Origin of the sequence: Streptomyces sp. CA-179760 (genome assembly GCF_050937045.1) — a bacterium.
Taxonomy (GTDB): domain Bacteria; phylum Actinomycetota; class Actinomycetes; order Streptomycetales; family Streptomycetaceae; genus Streptomyces.
In genome coordinates, this window is record NZ_JBNJLZ010000001.1 from 4,397,587 (window position 1) to 4,413,385 (window position 15,799).

General features: G+C 69.7%; 14 protein-coding genes, 2 pseudogenes and 1 riboswitch. Of the genes and pseudogenes, 9 read left to right on the forward strand and 7 right to left on the reverse strand.

Annotated features, from left to right (window positions below; all coding sequences use genetic code 11):
* The first annotated feature begins 15 nt into the window (after window positions 1-15).
* Both ACQEV8_RS19635 and murQ read left to right on the forward strand, forming a co-directional pair.
* The gene (locus ACQEV8_RS19635; protein ID WP_432961945.1) at window positions 16-963 is read left to right on the forward strand and encodes a MurR/RpiR family transcriptional regulator; all 948 of its coding nucleotides are present in this window, start codon (window positions 16-18) and stop codon (window positions 961-963) included.
* A gap of 53 nt (window positions 964-1,016) precedes the next feature.
* Window positions 1,017-1,949: an N-acetylmuramic acid 6-phosphate etherase gene (gene murQ / locus ACQEV8_RS19640; RefSeq protein WP_432961947.1), complete on the forward strand. Its 933-nt coding sequence runs from the start codon at window positions 1,017-1,019 to the stop codon at window positions 1,947-1,949.
* Between the two features lie 72 nt (window positions 1,950-2,021).
* Here murQ and ACQEV8_RS19645 read toward each other — a convergent pair whose 3' ends face one another.
* Window positions 2,022-2,267 carry a hypothetical protein gene (locus ACQEV8_RS19645; RefSeq protein ID WP_432973436.1) on the reverse strand — a complete coding sequence of 82 codons (246 nt, stop codon included), beginning with the start codon at window positions 2,265-2,267 and terminating at the stop codon, window positions 2,022-2,024.
* Window positions 2,268-2,381: 114 nt separating this feature from the next.
* Between ACQEV8_RS19645 and ACQEV8_RS19650 the strand changes: the two genes are divergently transcribed.
* The 5 genes and pseudogenes from ACQEV8_RS19650 (at window position 2,382) to ACQEV8_RS19670 (ending at window position 5,764) form a co-directional block, all read left to right on the forward strand.
* Complete coding sequence (locus ACQEV8_RS19650; RefSeq protein ID WP_432972830.1) at window positions 2,382-3,221, forward strand: helix-turn-helix domain-containing protein; 840 nt, start codon at window positions 2,382-2,384, stop codon at window positions 3,219-3,221.
* Window positions 3,205-3,396, forward strand: coding sequence for a DUF397 domain-containing protein (locus ACQEV8_RS19655; protein WP_432961949.1), 192 nt, complete (start codon window positions 3,205-3,207; stop codon window positions 3,394-3,396). Before ACQEV8_RS19650 ends, ACQEV8_RS19655 begins: the two co-directional genes overlap by 17 nt.
* A 248-nt stretch (window positions 3,397-3,644) precedes the next feature.
* Window positions 3,645-4,451 carry a hypothetical protein gene (locus ACQEV8_RS19660; protein WP_432961951.1) on the forward strand — a complete coding sequence of 269 codons (807 nt, stop codon included), beginning with the start codon at window positions 3,645-3,647 and terminating at the stop codon, window positions 4,449-4,451.
* A gap of 59 nt (window positions 4,452-4,510) precedes the next feature.
* Window positions 4,511-5,181 (forward strand): annotated as a pseudogene (locus ACQEV8_RS19665) (Uma2 family endonuclease).
* 13 nt (window positions 5,182-5,194) lie between these two features.
* Window positions 5,195-5,764, forward strand: a complete 570-nt coding sequence (locus tag ACQEV8_RS19670; RefSeq protein WP_432961953.1) for a hypothetical protein — start codon at window positions 5,195-5,197, stop codon at window positions 5,762-5,764.
* A gap of 4 nt (window positions 5,765-5,768) precedes the next feature.
* Here ACQEV8_RS19670 and ACQEV8_RS19675 read toward each other — a convergent pair.
* The 6 genes and pseudogenes from ACQEV8_RS19675 to thrC form a co-directional block, all read right to left on the reverse strand.
* Window positions 5,769-7,318: pseudogene (locus ACQEV8_RS19675) on the reverse strand (carboxylesterase/lipase family protein).
* Between the two features lie 100 nt (window positions 7,319-7,418).
* On the reverse strand, window positions 7,419-8,540 hold the full coding sequence (locus tag ACQEV8_RS19680) for an NADH:flavin oxidoreductase (protein WP_432961955.1): 1,122 nt from the start codon (window positions 8,538-8,540) through the stop codon (window positions 7,419-7,421).
* A 219-nt stretch (window positions 8,541-8,759) separates the two neighbouring features.
* A complete protein-coding gene (gene groL / locus ACQEV8_RS19685) occupies window positions 8,760-10,382 on the reverse strand; it encodes a chaperonin GroEL (protein WP_382576853.1) in 1,623 nt (540 codons plus the stop codon).
* 333 nt (window positions 10,383-10,715) lie between these two features.
* Window positions 10,716-10,919 carry a cold-shock protein gene (locus ACQEV8_RS19690; RefSeq protein ID WP_003949956.1) on the reverse strand — a complete coding sequence of 68 codons (204 nt, stop codon included), beginning with the start codon at window positions 10,917-10,919 and terminating at the stop codon, window positions 10,716-10,718.
* A 448-nt stretch (window positions 10,920-11,367) separates the two neighbouring features.
* Window positions 11,368-11,643, reverse strand: coding sequence for a MoaD/ThiS family protein (locus ACQEV8_RS19695; protein WP_432961959.1), 276 nt, complete (start codon window positions 11,641-11,643; stop codon window positions 11,368-11,370).
* Between the two features lie 119 nt (window positions 11,644-11,762).
* The gene (gene thrC, locus ACQEV8_RS19700; RefSeq protein WP_432961961.1) at window positions 11,763-13,049 is read right to left on the reverse strand and encodes a threonine synthase; all 1,287 of its coding nucleotides are present in this window, start codon (window positions 13,047-13,049) and stop codon (window positions 11,763-11,765) included.
* A gap of 18 nt (window positions 13,050-13,067) precedes the next feature.
* Window positions 13,068-13,224: riboswitch (SAM riboswitch) on the reverse strand.
* Between the two features lie 155 nt (window positions 13,225-13,379).
* Between thrC and ACQEV8_RS19705 the strand changes: the two genes are divergently transcribed.
* Complete coding sequence (locus ACQEV8_RS19705; protein ID WP_432961963.1) at window positions 13,380-14,324, forward strand: glucosyl-3-phosphoglycerate synthase; 945 nt, start codon at window positions 13,380-13,382, stop codon at window positions 14,322-14,324.
* Between the two features lie 85 nt (window positions 14,325-14,409).
* On the forward strand, window positions 14,410-15,798 hold the full coding sequence (locus tag ACQEV8_RS19710; RefSeq protein WP_432961965.1) for an alpha,alpha-trehalose-phosphate synthase (UDP-forming): 1,389 nt from the start codon (window positions 14,410-14,412) through the stop codon (window positions 15,796-15,798).
* Window position 15,799 lies beyond the last annotated feature (1 nt).

The following is a 15,799-nucleotide window of genomic DNA, read 5'->3' on the forward strand; positions in this document are numbered from 1 at the left end:
AAATATCTTTCAAGGGTGACCCGTAGAGTGAAGGAAATTTTCGCCGGTGAGACGGGCGGCCGCCCCAGTGCCATGGTCGGCACGCTCGGCACCCCGCCCGCCCCCGCCGCCCTCGCGGCCAAGGTCCGCACGCTGGGCCCGTCGATGACGCGTTCCATGCAGCGCGTCGCCGAGGCCGTCGCGGGCGACCCGGCCGGCTGCGCGGCCCTCACGGTCACCGGCCTCGCCGAACTCACCGGCACCAGCGAGGCGACCGTCGTACGCACCGCCCGGCTGCTCGGCTATCCGGGTTACCGGGACCTGCGCCTCGCCCTCGCCGGCCTCGCCGCCCAGCAGCAGTCCGGCCGGGCCCCGGCCATCACGACGGACATCGCGGTCGACGACCCGATCGCCGACGTGGTCGCGAAGCTCGCCTACGACGAACAGCAGACCCTCGCCGACACCGCCGCCGGGCTCGACACCGCCCAGCTGGGCGCCGCCGTCACCGCGCTGGTCGCGGCCCGGCGCACCGATGTGTACGGCGTCGGGGCGTCCGGTCTGGTCGCCCAGGACCTCACACAGAAGCTGCTGCGCATAGGGCTGATGGCCCACGCCCACAGCGACCCGCACCTGGCCGTGACGAACGCGGTGCAGCTGCGGGCCGGTGACGTGGCGATCGCCATCACCCACTCCGGGTCGACCGGGGACGTCATAGAGCCGCTGCGGGTCGCCTTCGAGCGCGGCGCGACGACCGTGGCGATCACGGGCCGCCCGGACGGGCCGGTGACGCAGTACGCCGACCATGTCCTGACCACGTCCACCGCGCGGGAGAGCGAACTGCGTCCGGCGGCCATGTCGTCGCGGACCGGCCAGCTCCTTGTGGTGGACTGCCTGTTCGTAGGGGTGGCGCAGCGGACGTACGACACGGCGGCGCCGGCGCTCTCGGCGTCGTACGAGGCGCTGGCCCACCGGCACCGCCCCTGACCAAGACCCATAAAGTCAGACCTAGAGACGCGGGAAGCACGGAAAGAGCCGTCATGACCTCCACCTCCGACCCCCGGCACCTCAGAACCGAGCTGGAGACCCTGACCACCGAGGCCTTCCGGCCGGAGCTCGCGGACATCGACCGGCTGCCCACCCTGGACATCGCGCGGCTCATGAACGGCGAGGACGCCACCGTGGCGGGGGCGGTCGCGGCGCGGCTGCCGCAGATCGCCGCCGCGATCGACGCGGTCGCGGAGCGGATGGCCCGGGGCGGCCGCCTGGTCTACGCGGGCGCGGGCACCGCGGGCCGGCTGGGCATCCTGGACGCCTCCGAGTGCCCGCCCACGTTCAACACCGACCCGACCCAGGTCCTCGGCCTGATCGCGGGCGGCCCGCAGGCGATGGTCACCTCGGTCGAGGGCGCGGAGGATTCCCGGGAACTGGCCCGGACCGATCTGGAGTCCCTCGACCTCACCCCCGACGACACGGTGGTCGGCATCTCGGCGTCCGGCCGCACGCCCTACGCCATCGGCGCGGTCGAGTACGCCCGCACCCGGGGCTCCCTCACCGTCGGCCTCGCCTGCAACCCCGGCAGCCCGCTCGGGGCCGCCGCCGACCACGGCATCGAGATCGTCGTGGGTCCCGAACTGCTCACCGGCTCCACCCGCCTGAAGGCCGGAACGGCACAGAAGCTCGTCCTCAACATGCTCTCGACGATCACGATGATCCGGCTGGGCAAGACCTACGGAAACCTGATGGTCGACGTCCGCGCGTCGAACGACAAACTCCGCGCCCGCTCCCACCGCATCGTCGCCCTCGCGACCGGCGCGTCCGACGAGGAGATCGAACAGGCCCTGAAGGCCACGGACGGCGAGGTCAAGAACGCCATCCTCACCCTCCTGGCCGACGTGGACGGCCCGACGGCGGCCCGGCTGCTGGAACAGTCGGACGGCCATCTGCGAGCCGCCCTGGCCGCGACGAGCTGAGCCGTCACGCCCCCAGAACCATCCGCGGCTCCTCCCCGAGCTGTGGTGGGCGAATAGTTGCGTATCTGCCGGTCACCGTGACCTTGTCTCACGGTTGACCTGGCGCACCCGAGCCCGCAGCGACTCCCCCGTCGGCAGCGAGCGCAGTACGTCGGTCAGATGCTCGGCCGTCCGTACATTGCAACGCCCCAGATCGACCAGGGCGAACGGCTCGTCACTCGCTCCGGTCACCGGGTCGACGCCGAGCGACGGCAGCACGACCCCGACTCCGGCGAGGGCGTCCCGCAGCGACTTCACGATCTCTTCCGTCGAGCGCACCTTCGTCTACCTCCACGCTGAGTTGGTGATTCACCACACAGCGTGGCCGACGCGGTTCTAGCCTGGCCAGATACGGCGGTCCAACAACCCGATCTGTACGACAGGGAGTTGCCCATGCCCGGCCCCAGGGACCTCGACCCGTCCTCCTCCCCTCGGGCCCTCCTGGGCGCGGAACTCCGCCACGCCCGCGAGAAGGCCGGCCTGAGCCAGGAGGAACTGGGGCAGCGGCTGTTTGCGAGCGGGTCGTTCATCGGGCAGTTGGAGGCGGGTACGCGGAGGTTGCAGCGGGAGTACGCGCGGTTGCTGGACGAGGCGTTGGGGACGGAGGATTTTTTCCAGCGGAACTGCGGGGCTGCGGCGAAGTCCAAGTACCGCGAGCACTTCGCGGAAGCCGCAGAGGCGGAGACGCAAGCTACGGCCATCAGGGAGTACGCATCGATGCTGATCCCCGGATTGCTCCAGACCCCGGCATACGCACGAGCCGTCAGCCGTGCGTACCTACCCTCGACGGCAGCAGAGCTCATCGAGGAGCTGGTGACGGGCCGGATGGAGCGGGCGCGGATCCTCGGCGATCCAACAAGGCCTCTGTTGTGGACGGTGATTGACGAGGCCGCACTGCGTCGGGTGACGGGCGGGCCGGAGGTGATGGCGGGGGCGCTACGCCACCTCATCGGCCTGATCCGCCAGAACCGTGTCATCGTTCAGGTGCTGCCCTTCAACGCAGGAGCTCACCCGGGGATGCAGGGTTGCGTCAGGCTGATGGACTTCGACGACGCCCCTCCGTTGGTCTATCTCGAAGGGGTCGACACCGGACGACTGGAGGACGACCCCGCCACCGTCGCGCGCTACAGGCTCTACTTCGAACTCCTCACGGCTTCAGCCCTCTCGCCTGAGAAGTCTCTGGCCCTCCTCGATGCGATGACGCAGGATTACGGCCATGAGGAACATGCCTGAGTGGTACAAGTCCAGCTACAGCGGCGGCACCGGCGACAACTGCCTGGAAGTCACCCAGGCACTCCCTGATGTCATCCCCGTCCGCGACTCCAAGACCCCCCACGGCCCGAAGCTCGTGTTCCGAACCGGAGCCTGGGCCGCGTTCGTCGAGAACCTCAAGGACGGGACCGCCTGAGCTTCAGGATCCGAGCTTCGAGCCCTCTTTTCAAGGAACGGGTGAAGGGCCTCAACCCACCCTCCCACCCCGTGAGTTGACGCGATGCGTCCGGCTTGCCACGGACAGTCACGTACCTCTACCGTTCCTGGACAAGCAACAGCCCCCGCCCGGTGCTACCAACACCTGCGGGGGCTTAACCATCGAGATCGGACAGCGATCCCATGGCTGACGCCGACTTTAGTGCCGCCATCCCCTCCGCGCACCCCATGGCCAACCCGGGCTACGGCAAACGCACGACCCCCGACCAACCCCCGCGCACAAAGCACGACTTCGCCCACCTCCCACCCCGTGAAGCCGCCATCGCCGCTTACCTGGACCGCCTCCCCGACGGCGCTGACATTTCAGTAAAGACGCTGGCCAAACAGCTCCCCTACGGACAGTGCGCCCTCGGCACGGCCCTCAACCGCATCCAACAGGCAGGCCACCTGCGACGAGGCCGGGAGTGCGTGACGGCCGACGGCGGCAGCTCCCGCTGGATCACCCGAACGTGGTTCACCCGCACCGCCCGGGACGACCACTGGTGGGCCGCCTTCACGCGCGGCGACGTACCGCAGCAGGCAGCGCGCCCCACCCGCTCCCGGGCCCACGTCCTCCTCGCCGCCCTCGGCCGTACAGCCTCCGTCCTGTCCCTCTCCGAGGCAGACTGCGCGGCACTCGCCCCATTGGTCACGCCGTGGTTCGAGCGGGGCGCTTCGGAGGACGACGTACTGCGTGCGCTCACCGCCGGCCTGCCGACGCCCGTCCACCACGCCGCGTCCCTGGTCCGCAGCCGCCTGAAGAGCAAACTCCCACCCCCACCCGCCCCACGCCCGCCCCTGCGGGTCCTGGAGTGCGCGAACTGCGGCGCTCCGGGGCGACCGGAGTCCCTGCCAGGGGGTCGTTGCAGCGCCTGCCGGGGCGAACGCGCCGCCGCGCAACCCACTGCACCTCTGTCCGCCCCCACGGTCCACGACATCGCGGCCCAGATCCGGGCCGCGATGTCCCAACGACGACAGGAGAAGGCCCCCACATGACGGCTCCTACGGTGCGACGTCACTCCCCCGGGGCACGATGGAAGGGAGGAGGCACCACCATGACCCCTGGTACCGCTGACCGCCCGCTGATGCCCATCGAGGACTTCGAGGACCTGGCCGAGGTGGCCCCGGCCCACGTGCGGCTCGAGTACGTCGACGGTCGCGTCCGTACGAAGGACCCGCTCAGCGTCGAGGACTTCGAAGAGCTGGAACGCCGCGCCCCGGAGACCGTGCGGCTCGAATACATCAACGGAAAACTAGAGGTCAAGGCCATGCCGGACGGCAACCACAGCGAGATTCACATGTGGCTGCTTGAGCAGTGCCTGCAGCATCGGCCCGACCTGCGCCTCCATCACGAGCGAGGCGTCCGGACCGAGGCCTACCGCAAAGGCCGTGCCCGGGCCGACGGAGCTCTCGTACGACGGGGGCACTTCAAAGGGCACTGTGAGTGGTCCGCTGCCAACGGCGTCCTCATGGTTCTCGAGATCACCTCCCACGACCGCGACACCAACCAGCGGGACCGCATCGACAAGCCCGTCGGATACGCGGCAGTCGACATCCCCGTCTACCTGCTCATCGACCGTGACCACAACACGGTCGTCGTGTACAGCGAGCCCGAGAACGGCCGCTACCGGAAAAAGGTTGCCCACTCCTGGGCGCTCCGGTCGAGCTGCCCGAGCCTCTCGGCTTCACGCTCGACACCGAAGAACTCAAGGACTACGCCGACTGACGACAATGGACCCATGAACCACGCCCAGCTCACCGCCCTAGGCCGCGCCCTACGCCTCCTCGGCGAGCACGGGGACGCCCTCACCTCCGACACCCCCGACGCCAAACTGCACGAGGTCAAGGCCGACCTGAAGCGCGCCCTGGACCTGCTGGACGAGAGCGTGTCGGCCGCCAAGCCCACCACCCGCTGCCCCGAGCACCCGAACGGCCCGGTCGACGAGAACGCCCCCGACCTGTGCCTGCTCTGCGAGACCCGCCGCAGGACCGCCCGCCGCAACGAGTTCAACGGGCCCGCCCCGCAGCAGCCGCAGACCGAGCCCGTCCAGTCCCGCTACGGCGTGAGCGGCGACCGCCCCCAGCCCCAGCAGCGCTGGCTGCCGGAGCTGTGGAACGGCCAGACCTGGCAGCTGTGCGGCACCCCGCGCCGGGACCGCCGCGAGGCCGAGATGTTCATCAACGCCCAGCGCAAGGCTCCCCGGGCCGCCATGGCGTACCGGCTGGTGCACGAGTTCACCGACTACGAGGTGCTGCGGGTGTGGGGCACGCCGGTGAAGATCGACATCGAGCCGATGGGCAATCTGTAGGCCCCTACAGCAGCGGCAAGGGCAGGAAGTCGTGCCCCTCCCACAGTCGCCGTGAGGTCTCCTCCGGGTACGCCGTGACCACCGGCTCCGCGTCCAGCACCCGCACCAGCCGCCGCTCCTCGTCGTACGCCGGCCAGCCCGGGTCCCCCGACCGCGCGAAGGATGTCCAGGACGCGCGGAAACGGGACGACAGCGCCAGGGCATCCGCGGACGGCTCCGCGCCCGCGAACAGCAGGGCGCCGAGATCCGCCCCGTACGTGCCGAACAGCAGGGGGATGTCCAGGCCGTGGCAGGCGCCGAGCGCGCCGCCGTTGCCGGGGGCCGCCCAGGTCAGTTCGTAGAGGTGCGCGCTGCCGCCGCCCGCGCGCTGTGCCTCGGCCAGGTGCAGGCTGGGCATGTTGAACAGCCAGTCCGTCTGGACGCGTTCGTAGAGCTCGCCCGGCGAGGCGGCGGGGAAGGCGGCGCGGTAGGCCTGCTCGCCGTCGGGGCCGGGGCGAACAGGCGGAGGGCGGCGCTCGCCTTCTCTTCGGTGATCTGCTGGCCCGCCATGGCGATGAAGAGGCGGTACTCGTCGCGGTTGTGGCCGACGAGGAGGTCGATGTCCTTCGCCGAACCGGCCGCCAGTGCCTGCCACGGCGTGGTCGGCAGGACCTCGCCGTCGACCACGGGAGAGAAGGGCGTGACCGTCGGGGCTGCCTGGCCCCAGCGGTCGATGTACTGGAGCATCTTGGCGCCCAGCGTCTCGCCGGCCGACGTCAGCCGGTGCGGGGCGATCGTCGAGAGGTCGGCGGCCGTGGGGCGCAGCCCCATCTCGGCGGCCAGGGCGAGACCGATGTCCTGGGCGAGTTCGCCGGAGAAGAACGTCCCCGGCACGCTCTGCGCGATCGCCCGCCGGAACAGTCCGGCCGCACGCGGCATGGCGAGCAAGGAAGCCACAGAACCGGCACCCGCCGACTCGCCGAAGACCGTGACCTGGTCCGGGTCGCCGCCGAAGGCCTCGATGTTGTCCCTGACCCACTCCAGTGCCGCCACCTGGTCGAGCAGGCCGCGGTTGGCGGGCGCGCCCTCGATGGACGCGAAACCCTCCATGCCCAGACGGTAGTTGAGGGACACGACCACGAGGTCGCCGTCGGTCGCGATGTGCCGGGCGTCGTAGCCGGGGCTACCGGAATGGCCGAGCTTGTAGGCGCCGCCGTAGATCCACACCATCACCGGGCGGCGGGCTGCCGGGTCGGCTTCGGGGGTCCAGACGTTGACCGTGAGCCACTCGTCGCCCTCGGGTACGTCGAGCAGGCCCGGCCCGCCCAGGCTGCCGACGTCCTGCGGGGGCGGCGGGCCGAAGGCGTGGGCGTCGCGTATGCCGTCCCATGGTTCGGCCGGGCGAGGGGCCTGAAAGCGGGCCTCGCCCACCGGAGGCGCGGCGAACGGGATGCCGCGATAGACGGCGAGCCCCTCCTCCCTTCGGCCGCGTACCGCACCGGCGGTCGTACGGACCACCGGTGCGGGCTCCTCCGAAGGGCCACCCGCCGACGGACGGGACTCGGTCGTCGTCATCTCTGGATCTCCTCACGGTGCCGGTGAACAGGCGCTCGGCCAGTGTCCTTGACTGACGCAAGCAGATCCAGAGCCTCAGGTCCCGGGACAGATACCGGGGTCAGCTGAGGGTCTTCAGCGCCGCCGGGTCGTACGCGGCCGTGTCCTCGAAGCGGCCGTCCAGCACCTTGGCCGCCCACTGCGGGTCCTGGAGCAGCGCCCGGCCGACGGCGACCATGTCGAACTCGTCGCGCTCGAAGCGGTCCAGGAGGTTGTCGAGGTCGTTGACCTCGGCGCCCTGGCCCTGGAAGGACTTGAGGAAGTCGACGCCGTTCAGGCCGACCGAGCCGACGGTGATGGCGGGCTTGCCGGTGAGCTTCTTGGTCCAGCCGGCCAGGTTGAGGTCGGAGTCCTCGAACTCGGGCACCCAGTAGCGGCGGGTGGAGGCGTGGAAGGCGTCGACACCGGCGGCGGCGAGCGGCGTCAGGATGGACTCCAGCTCCTCGGGCGTCTCGGCGAGGCGGGCGTCGTAGGCCTCCTGCTTCCACTGCGAGTAGCGGAAGATGACCGGGAAGTCGGCGGACACGGTCTCGCGGACCGCCGCGACGATCTCCTCGGAGAGCTTGGCGCGGGCGACGCGGTCGCCGCCGTAGGCGTCGGTGCGGCGGTTGGTGCCCTCCCAGAGGAACTGGTCGAGCAGGTAGCCGTGGGCGCCGTGGAGCTCCACGCCGTCGAAGCCGATGCGCTCGGCGGCGGCCGCGGCCTCGGCGAACGCGCCGATCACGGCGTCGATGTCGGTCTGGGTCATGGCCTTGCCGGTGGGCTCCGTGGCGCCGATGCGCAGTCCGGAGGGGCCGACGGCGGGGGCGTCCGCGAACGGCGGCTCGCCCTGGTTGCGGACCATGCCGATGTGCCACAGCTGCGGCACGATCGTGCCGCCCGCGGCGTGCACCGCCTCGGCGACCTTCGCCCAGCCCGCGAGCTGCTCCTCACCGTGGAACCGCGGCACGCGGTCGCTCTGCCCGGCCGAGTCGTGCCCGACGTAGGTGCCCTCGGTGACGATGAGGCCGACTCCGGCGGCGGCACGGCGGGAGTAGTACGAGACGACGTCCTCGCCGGGGACGCCGCCCGGGGAGAACATGCGGGTCATCGGCGCCATCGCGATCCGGTTCGGGACGGTCAGGCCGCCCAGCGATACGGGCCGGGACAGGATTTCGGCGGCGCGGGAGGCGGCGGCAGTCACTCAGGGGCTCCTTCGAATACCGGACAGTATGTGCATACGCATAAGACGTACGCTTCAACCGCCCGGCCCGCCCGTGCCATCCCGCCCGCACTGTGACCCCGCACACGCCCGCCTGCGCCCGGACACGCCCGAGGGCGGCACCCCCTGCCGGAAACCCGGAACAGGGAGTGCCGCCCTCGGCAAGACCGTTGATCGACCCGGGGAATCCCAGGAGGTCGATCAGAAGTCCATGTCACCGCCCGGCATACCGCCACCGGCGGGCGCGGCGGCCTTCTCCGGCTTGTCGGCGATGACGGCCTCGGTGGTGAGGAACAGCGCGGCGATGGAGGCGGCGTTCTGCAGAGCGGAACGGGTCACCTTCGCCGGGTCGATGATGCCTTCGGCGATCATGTCGACGTACTCACCGGTCGCGGCGTTCAGGCCGTGGCCGACCTGGAGGTTGCGGACCTTCTCCACGACGACGCCACCCTCGAGACCACCGTTGACGGCGATCTGCTTGAGCGGGGCCTCCAGCGCGAGCTTCACGGCGTTGGCGCCGGTCGCCTCGTCACCCTCGAGGTCCAGCTTCTCGAAGACGGAGGCGGCCTGGATCAGCGCCACGCCACCACCGGCGACGATGCCCTCCTCGACGGCCGCCTTGGCGTTGCGCACGGCGTCCTCGATGCGGTGCTTGCGCTCCTTGAGCTCCACCTCGGTGGCGGCACCGGCCTTGATGACCGCGACGCCGCCGGCGAGCTTCGCCAGGCGCTCCTGCAGCTTCTCGCGGTCGTAGTCCGAGTCGCTGTTCTCGATCTCGGCGCGGATCTGGTTGACGCGGCCGTTGACCTGGTCGGTCGAGCCGGCACCGTCGACGATGGTCGTCTCGTCCTTGGTGATGACCACCTTGCGGGCCTTGCCCAGCAGGTCGACCGTGGCGTTCTCCAGCTTGAGGCCGACCTCCTCGGAGATCACCTCGCCGCCCGTGAGGATGCCGATGTCCTGCAGCATCGCCTTGCGGCGGTCGCCGAAGCCCGGGGCCTTGACGGCGACGGACTTGAAGGTGCCGCGGATCTTGTTGACGACCAGGGTCGACAGGGCCTCGCCCTCGACGTCCTCGGCGATGATCAGCAGCGGCTTGCCCGACTGCATGACCTTCTCGAGGAGCGGCAGCAGGTCCTTGACGTTGCTGATCTTCGAGTTGGCGATCAGGATGTACGGGTCGTCGAGGACGGCCTCCATACGCTCCATGTCGGTGGCGAAGTACGCCGAGATGTAGCCCTTGTCGAAGCGCATACCCTCGGTGAGCTCCAGCTCCAGACCGAAGGTCTGGGACTCCTCGACGGTGATGACGCCTTCCTTGCCGACCTTGTCCATCGCCTCGGCGATGAGCTCGCCGATCTGGGTGTCGGCGGCGGAGATGGAGGCCGTGGAAGCGATCTGCTCCTTGGTCTCGACGTCCTTCGCCTGCTCCAGCAGGGCGGCGGAGACGGCCTCGACGGCGCGCTCGATGCCACGCTTGAGGGCCATCGGGTTGGCGCCGGCGGCTACGTTGCGCAGGCCCTCCTTGACCAGGGCCTGGGCGAGAACGGTCGCGGTGGTCGTACCGTCACCGGCGACGTCGTCCGTCTTCTTGGCGACTTCCTTGACCAGCTCGGCGCCGATCTTCTCGTACGGGTCCTCGAGCTCGATCTCCTTGGCGATGGAGACACCATCGTTGGTGATCGTGGGGGCGCCCCACTTCTTCTCGAGGACGACGTTGCGGCCCTTGGGGCCGAGCGTCACCTTGACGGCGTCCGCGAGCTGGTTCATGCCGCGCTCGAGGCCGCGCCGCGCCTCCTCGTCGAACGCGATGATCTTGGCCATGTGAAGTGGTCCCTCCAGGACTGGGGGTGATTACTTCGGACCGCGCCCGCGCCCGCGACGGACGGCTCGCCAGCCTTGTGGTTCCTTCCCCACCCGGCCTGCGGGCCTCACCGACCCGGTCCTTACGTTGTCACTCTCACCTTCAGAGTGCTAACGCAATGATTAGCACTCGGGCATGGCGAGTGCAAGCGCCTCTCGGGGATCGGGCGGGGCGCTCAGCCACCCGCGAACGGCACCCGGCAGGGCTTTCGAACAGGCCGAAGGGCCCGTACCCCGGGGGTACGGGCCCTTCAGAGAAGACCGATCGCTTGAAGCGTTGGTCGTGGTGCGCGTTCAGGCAGCGACGCGAACCATGTCGGCCTGTGGACCCTTCTGGCCCTGCGAGATCTCGAACTCGACCCGCTGACCCTCTTCAAGGGTGCGGTAGCCGTCCATCTGAATCGCGCTGTAGTGGACGAATACATCCGCACCACCGTCGACCGCGATGAAGCCGTACCCCTTCTCCGCGTTGAACCACTTGACGGTGCCCTGAGCCATGCCTAACTCCCCTATTACTGGCCCTTGCACAGACCCGCACTTCGCGGATCCGGGTCAGACCTCACCCCCCACGGATTGGGGGCGTGCGCCGGAACGCGTCGACCGCGGCCGAATGTATCTGTCCAACTGCCCTCTGCAACAGGTCAATCGGACGAGAATTCTGGACGCGCGGGATCCGGAATGTGGGGAGAATTCGTGCGACTTCAGGGCAAGTCGGGCCACATAAAGGGAACAAAAGCCGCGAAAGGCACACACACTTTGGCTACATCTTGTCGGGCCCGCGGCAGGAATTCAGGGTGCCCGATCAGGGGATCGGGATCGCGTTCCCCAACTGTACCGCGCTCAACCACACAGAATTGCCCCCTCCGCTTCTCTCACGGAGGGGGCAATTCGATGAACGCTCAGTGACGGCCGTTACCGATGGTAATAATCAAGCCGGTCGACCGGTTCAGCCACCGGCGACGGCCGGAATGATCGACACACCGGCACCGTCCGGCGTCGCCGTCTCGAGACCCTGCTCGAACCGCACGTCGTCGTCATTGACGTACACGTTGACGAACCGGCGCAGCTTGCCCTGGTCGTCCAGCACCCGGGCGGCGATCCCGGTGTGGTTCTTCTCCAGGTCGGCGATGACCTCACCGAGGTTCGCGCCCTCGGCGGCGACCTCGGCCTTGCCGCCGGTGTAGGTGCGCAGGATGGTGGGGATGCGGACGGTAACGCTCATGACTTTCAAACCTCCGATTGGGGTATCGCACCTGCTCTAGGGGCGCGGGGCTGTATCGATTTGCGGCTCCGCCGCGTGGGCGCGACCAGCCCCCACCGGCCCGCAGCGAACAACGCTGCTCAGACGAGCCCGGCCTCACGGAACGAATCAAGGCTGGGACGAATGGTCGCGGTCAGCCCCGTGCCCGCCACCGCGTCCAGCGTCTTCAGACCATCGCCCGTGTTGAGGACAACCGTGGTCTTGGCAGGGTCGAGCAGCCCGCTCTCGAGCAGCTTCTTCGTCACACCCACCGTCACCCCACCCGCGGTCTCCGCGAACACACCCTCGGTCCGTGCGAGCAGCTTGATCGCCTCGACGACCTGCTCGTCGTTCACGTCCTCCACCGCACCGCCCGTACGCCGCGCGATGTCGAGCACGTACGGACCGTCCGCCGGGTTCCCGATCGCCAGCGACTTGGCGATGGTGTCCGGCTTCTGGGGACGTACGACGTCGTGGCCGGCCTTGAACGCCGTCGACACCGGCGAGCAGCCCTCGGCCTGCGCACCGAAGATCTTGTACGGCTTGTCCTCGACCAGACCGAGCTTGATCAGCTCCTGCAGCCCCTTGTCGATCTTCGTGAGCTGCGAGCCGGAGGCGATCGGCACCACGAGCTGGTCCGGGAGCTGCCAGCCGAGCTGCTCGCAGATCTCGTACGCCAGCGTCTTGGAGCCCTCGGCGTAGTACGGCCGCAGGTTGACGTTGACGAAGCCCCAGCCCTCACCGGCCGGGTCGCCGATCAGCTCGGAGCAGAAGCGGTTCACGTCGTCGTAGTTGCCCTCGATGCCGACGAGCTCGCCGCCGTAGATCGCGGCCATGACGACCTTGCCCTGCTCCAGGTCGTGCGGGATGAACACGCACGAGCGGAACCCGGCGCGGGCCGCGGCGGCACCCACCGCACCGGCGAGGTTGCCGGTGGAGGAGCAGGACAGGGTGGTGAAGCCGAAGGCGCGGGCGGCCTCCAGGGCCTGGGCGACGACGCGGTCCTTGAAGGAGTGCGTCGGGTTGCCGGAATCGTCCTTGACGAAGAGCTTGCCGGCGTCGACACCGAGCTCACGCGCCAGATTGTCGGCCTTGACGAGCGCCGTCCAGCCCGGGTTGATGTTCGGCTTGTCCGCCACGTCGGCCGGGACCGGCAGCAGCGGGGCGTAACGCCAGATGTTCGCGGGTCCCGCTTCGATGCGCTTACGGAGCTCTTCGGTCTCGTAGGCCGAGAAGTCGTAGGCGATCTCCAGCGGGCCGAAACACTCCTCGCACGCGAAGACCGGGCCGAGGGGGACGCGATGACCGCACTCGCGGCAGCTCAGCGCGGCGGCGGGGCCGAGGTCTACGGTGGATTCGGTGGTGCTTGCAACAGTCTGCGCAGCCATGTGAGGCGAGGCCCTTTCTCCTCATCTTCCTCACGACGCATCTCGCCGTGAGACGGATTTGGCACCTTCCCGAGCCGGGAGCCTCGCGCATGTGGTCGACAGTGACCTACGAGTACCGACTGGAGGGTTGCCGGGACTTCAACGGGCCGTTTCCCTCTGTCCCTCTGGATGAGCTGTATTCGGTTGTCGACGTGGGTTGACCCCGGACATGCGATGGTCACCCGCGTTGTTCAAGACTGTAACCGACGACCAGGACAGTTGAGATAGTCGTCCGAACCGCGAGATGGCTCACAGCCCGTCCCGCCGAGAGTACGCAGAGGAGCCGCCACGGTGCTGGAAGAAGTCGAGCGCTGGCTGAGCACCCGTTCCTGGTCCGCGACCGATCGCCCCCTCCACCAGATACTGGCCGCGAAGCAGCGCACGGGCCAGACGGTCAGTGTGGTGCTGCCCGCGCTGAACGAGGAGGAGACGGTCGGCGACATCGCCGCCGTCATCCGCCACGACCTGATGCGGCAGGTGCCGCTCGTCGACGAGCTCGTCGTCGTCGACTCCGGCTCGACGGACCGTACGTCGGAGGTGGCCGCGGCCGCGGGCGCGACGGTGGTGCACCGGGACGCGATACTCCCGCGGCTGCCCGCGGTGCCCGGCAAGGGCGAGGTGCTGTGGCGCTCGCTGCTCGCCACCCGCGGGGACATCGTCTGCTTCGTCGACGCGGACCTGCGGGACTTCTCCTCCGACTTCGTCTCCGGGATCGTCGGGCCGCTGCTCACCGAGCCGGACGTGGACCTGGTGAAGGCCATGTACGACCGTCCCCTCGGCGGCGCCGCCGGGCAGGGCGGCCGGGTCACCGAGCTGATGGCCAGGCCGCTGCTCAACATGCACTGGCCACGGCTGGCCGGCTTCGTGCAGCCGCTCGGCGGCGAGTACGCGGCCCGCCGCTCACTGCTGGAGCAGCTGCCGTTCCCCGTCGGGTACGGCGTCGAGCTGGGCATGCTGGTGGACGCCCTGCACCTGGCGGGGCTGGACGCCCTCGCCCAGGTCGATGTCGGGGTGCGCAAGCACCGGCACCAGGACGGGCAGGCACTGGGCCGGATGGCCGCCGCGATCTACCGCACGGCCCAGCTGCGACTGGCCCGCGGGCATCTGATCCGGCCGTCCCTGACGCAGTTCGAACGGGGCGGGGACGGCTTCGAGCCGCGTACGTACTCCGTGGACACCGAGGAGCGTCCGCCGATGGTGGAGATCGCCGAGTACCAGGCGCGGAAGGCAGCCTGACCGGGGCTGTTTTTCGGCCGCACGGGTCGAGGGGCTTCCAGGTCCGTACGTTTGAGCGTTTGTGGGCCGGGCTAGGTTGAGGGCTATGGCTTCTACGTACGGTGCTGCACAGGTGCTGGTGGCCTCCAACCGCGGCCCGGTCTCGTACGCGGTGGGCGAGGACGGTTCGCTGAACGCCAAACGGGGCGGCGGCGGACTGGTCTCGGGGCTCTCCGCGATCGGCTCGGACGCGGACGCGCTGTGGGTCTGCTCGGCGCTGTCCGACGGCGACCGCGAGGCGGTCCGGCGCGGGGTCGGCGAGGACGGCGTGCGGATGCTGGACATCCCGGCCGACGTGCACGCCGACGCGTACAACGGCGTCGCCAACTCCGTGCTGTGGTTCGTCCACCACATGCTGTACCAGACCCCGCTGGAGCCGGTCTTCGACGCGGAGTTCCGGCGGCAGTGGACGTCGTACGAGAAGTACAACCGGGCGTTCGCCCAGGCGCTGGCCGAGGAGGCGGCGCAGGGTGCGGCGGTCGTGGTGCAGGACTACCACCTGACGCTGGTGCCCGGCATGCTCCGCGAGCTGCGGCCGGACCTGAGGATCGGGCACTTCTCGCACACGCCGTGGGCGCCGCCCGAGTACTTCCGGATGCTGCCGGACGATGTGGCCGGGCAGGTGCTGCGCGGCATGCTGGGCGCCGACCGGCTGGGCTTTCTCACCCAGCGCTGGGCGGACGCGTTCGTCGCGTGTGCCGAGCGGTTCGCCGGCGGGCTCGGGGACACGCGGGTCGGCGTGCACGGGCTGGGGGCCGACGCGGACTTCCTGCGGAAGCGGTCGCACGAGCAGGACGTCGAGGAGCGGATGGCCGCGCTGCGGGAGCAGATCGGCGAGGGCCGCCGCACCATCGTCCGGGTCGACCGCACCGAGCTGTCGAAGAACATCGTGCGCGGCCTGCTGGCGTACCGGACGCTCCTCGACTCCCACGCCGAGTGGCGCGAGCGCGTGGTGCACGTGGCCTTCGCGTACCCGTCGCGGCAGGACCTCGCGGTGTACCGCGACTACACGGCCGAGGTGCAGAGGCTGGCGGACGAGATCAACGAGCGGTACGGGACACCGGGCTGGACTCCGGTCGTGCTGCACGTCAAGGACGACTTCGCGCGCTCCCTGGCCGCGTACCGGCTGGCCGACGTGGCGCTCGTCAACCCCATCCGCGACGGCATGAACCTCGTCGCGAAGGAGGTCCCGGTCGTCTCCGACGCGGGCTGCGCGCTGGTGCTGTCCCGGGAGGCGGGGGCGTACGAGGAGCTGGGCGAGGACGCGATCACGGTGAACCCGTACGACGTGACCGGCACGGCGGCGGCCCTGCACGAGGCGCTCTCGATGCGCCCGGAGGAACGCGCCGAGCGCGCCAAGCGGCTGGCGGCGGCTGCGACCGCGCTGCCGCCCGCGCAGTGGTTCGTGGACCAGCTCGACGCGTTGAGGGGCTGAG

Coding starts and splice junctions, on each gene's coding strand:
- ACQEV8_RS19690 (WP_003949956.1), bottom strand. CDS start 10,919: ATGGCTCAGGGCACCGTCAAGTGGTTCAACGCGGAGAAGGGGTACGGC.
- ACQEV8_RS19695 (WP_432961959.1), bottom strand. CDS start 11,643: ATGAGCGTTACCGTCCGCATCCCCACCATCCTGCGCACCTACACCGGC.
- ACQEV8_RS19660 (WP_432961951.1), top strand. CDS start 3,645: ATGGCCAACCCGGGCTACGGCAAACGCACGACCCCCGACCAACCCCCG.
- murQ (WP_432961947.1), top strand. CDS start 1,017: ATGACCTCCACCTCCGACCCCCGGCACCTCAGAACCGAGCTGGAGACC.
- ACQEV8_RS19710 (WP_432961965.1), top strand. CDS start 14,410: ATGGCTTCTACGTACGGTGCTGCACAGGTGCTGGTGGCCTCCAACCGC.
- groL (WP_382576853.1), bottom strand. CDS start 10,382: ATGGCCAAGATCATCGCGTTCGACGAGGAGGCGCGGCGCGGCCTCGAG.
- ACQEV8_RS19650 (WP_432972830.1), top strand. CDS start 2,382: ATGCCCGGCCCCAGGGACCTCGACCCGTCCTCCTCCCCTCGGGCCCTC.
- ACQEV8_RS19670 (WP_432961953.1), top strand. CDS start 5,195: ATGAACCACGCCCAGCTCACCGCCCTAGGCCGCGCCCTACGCCTCCTC.
- ACQEV8_RS19655 (WP_432961949.1), top strand. CDS start 3,205: ATGAGGAACATGCCTGAGTGGTACAAGTCCAGCTACAGCGGCGGCACC.
- thrC (WP_432961961.1), bottom strand. CDS start 13,049: ATGGCTGCGCAGACTGTTGCAAGCACCACCGAATCCACCGTAGACCTC.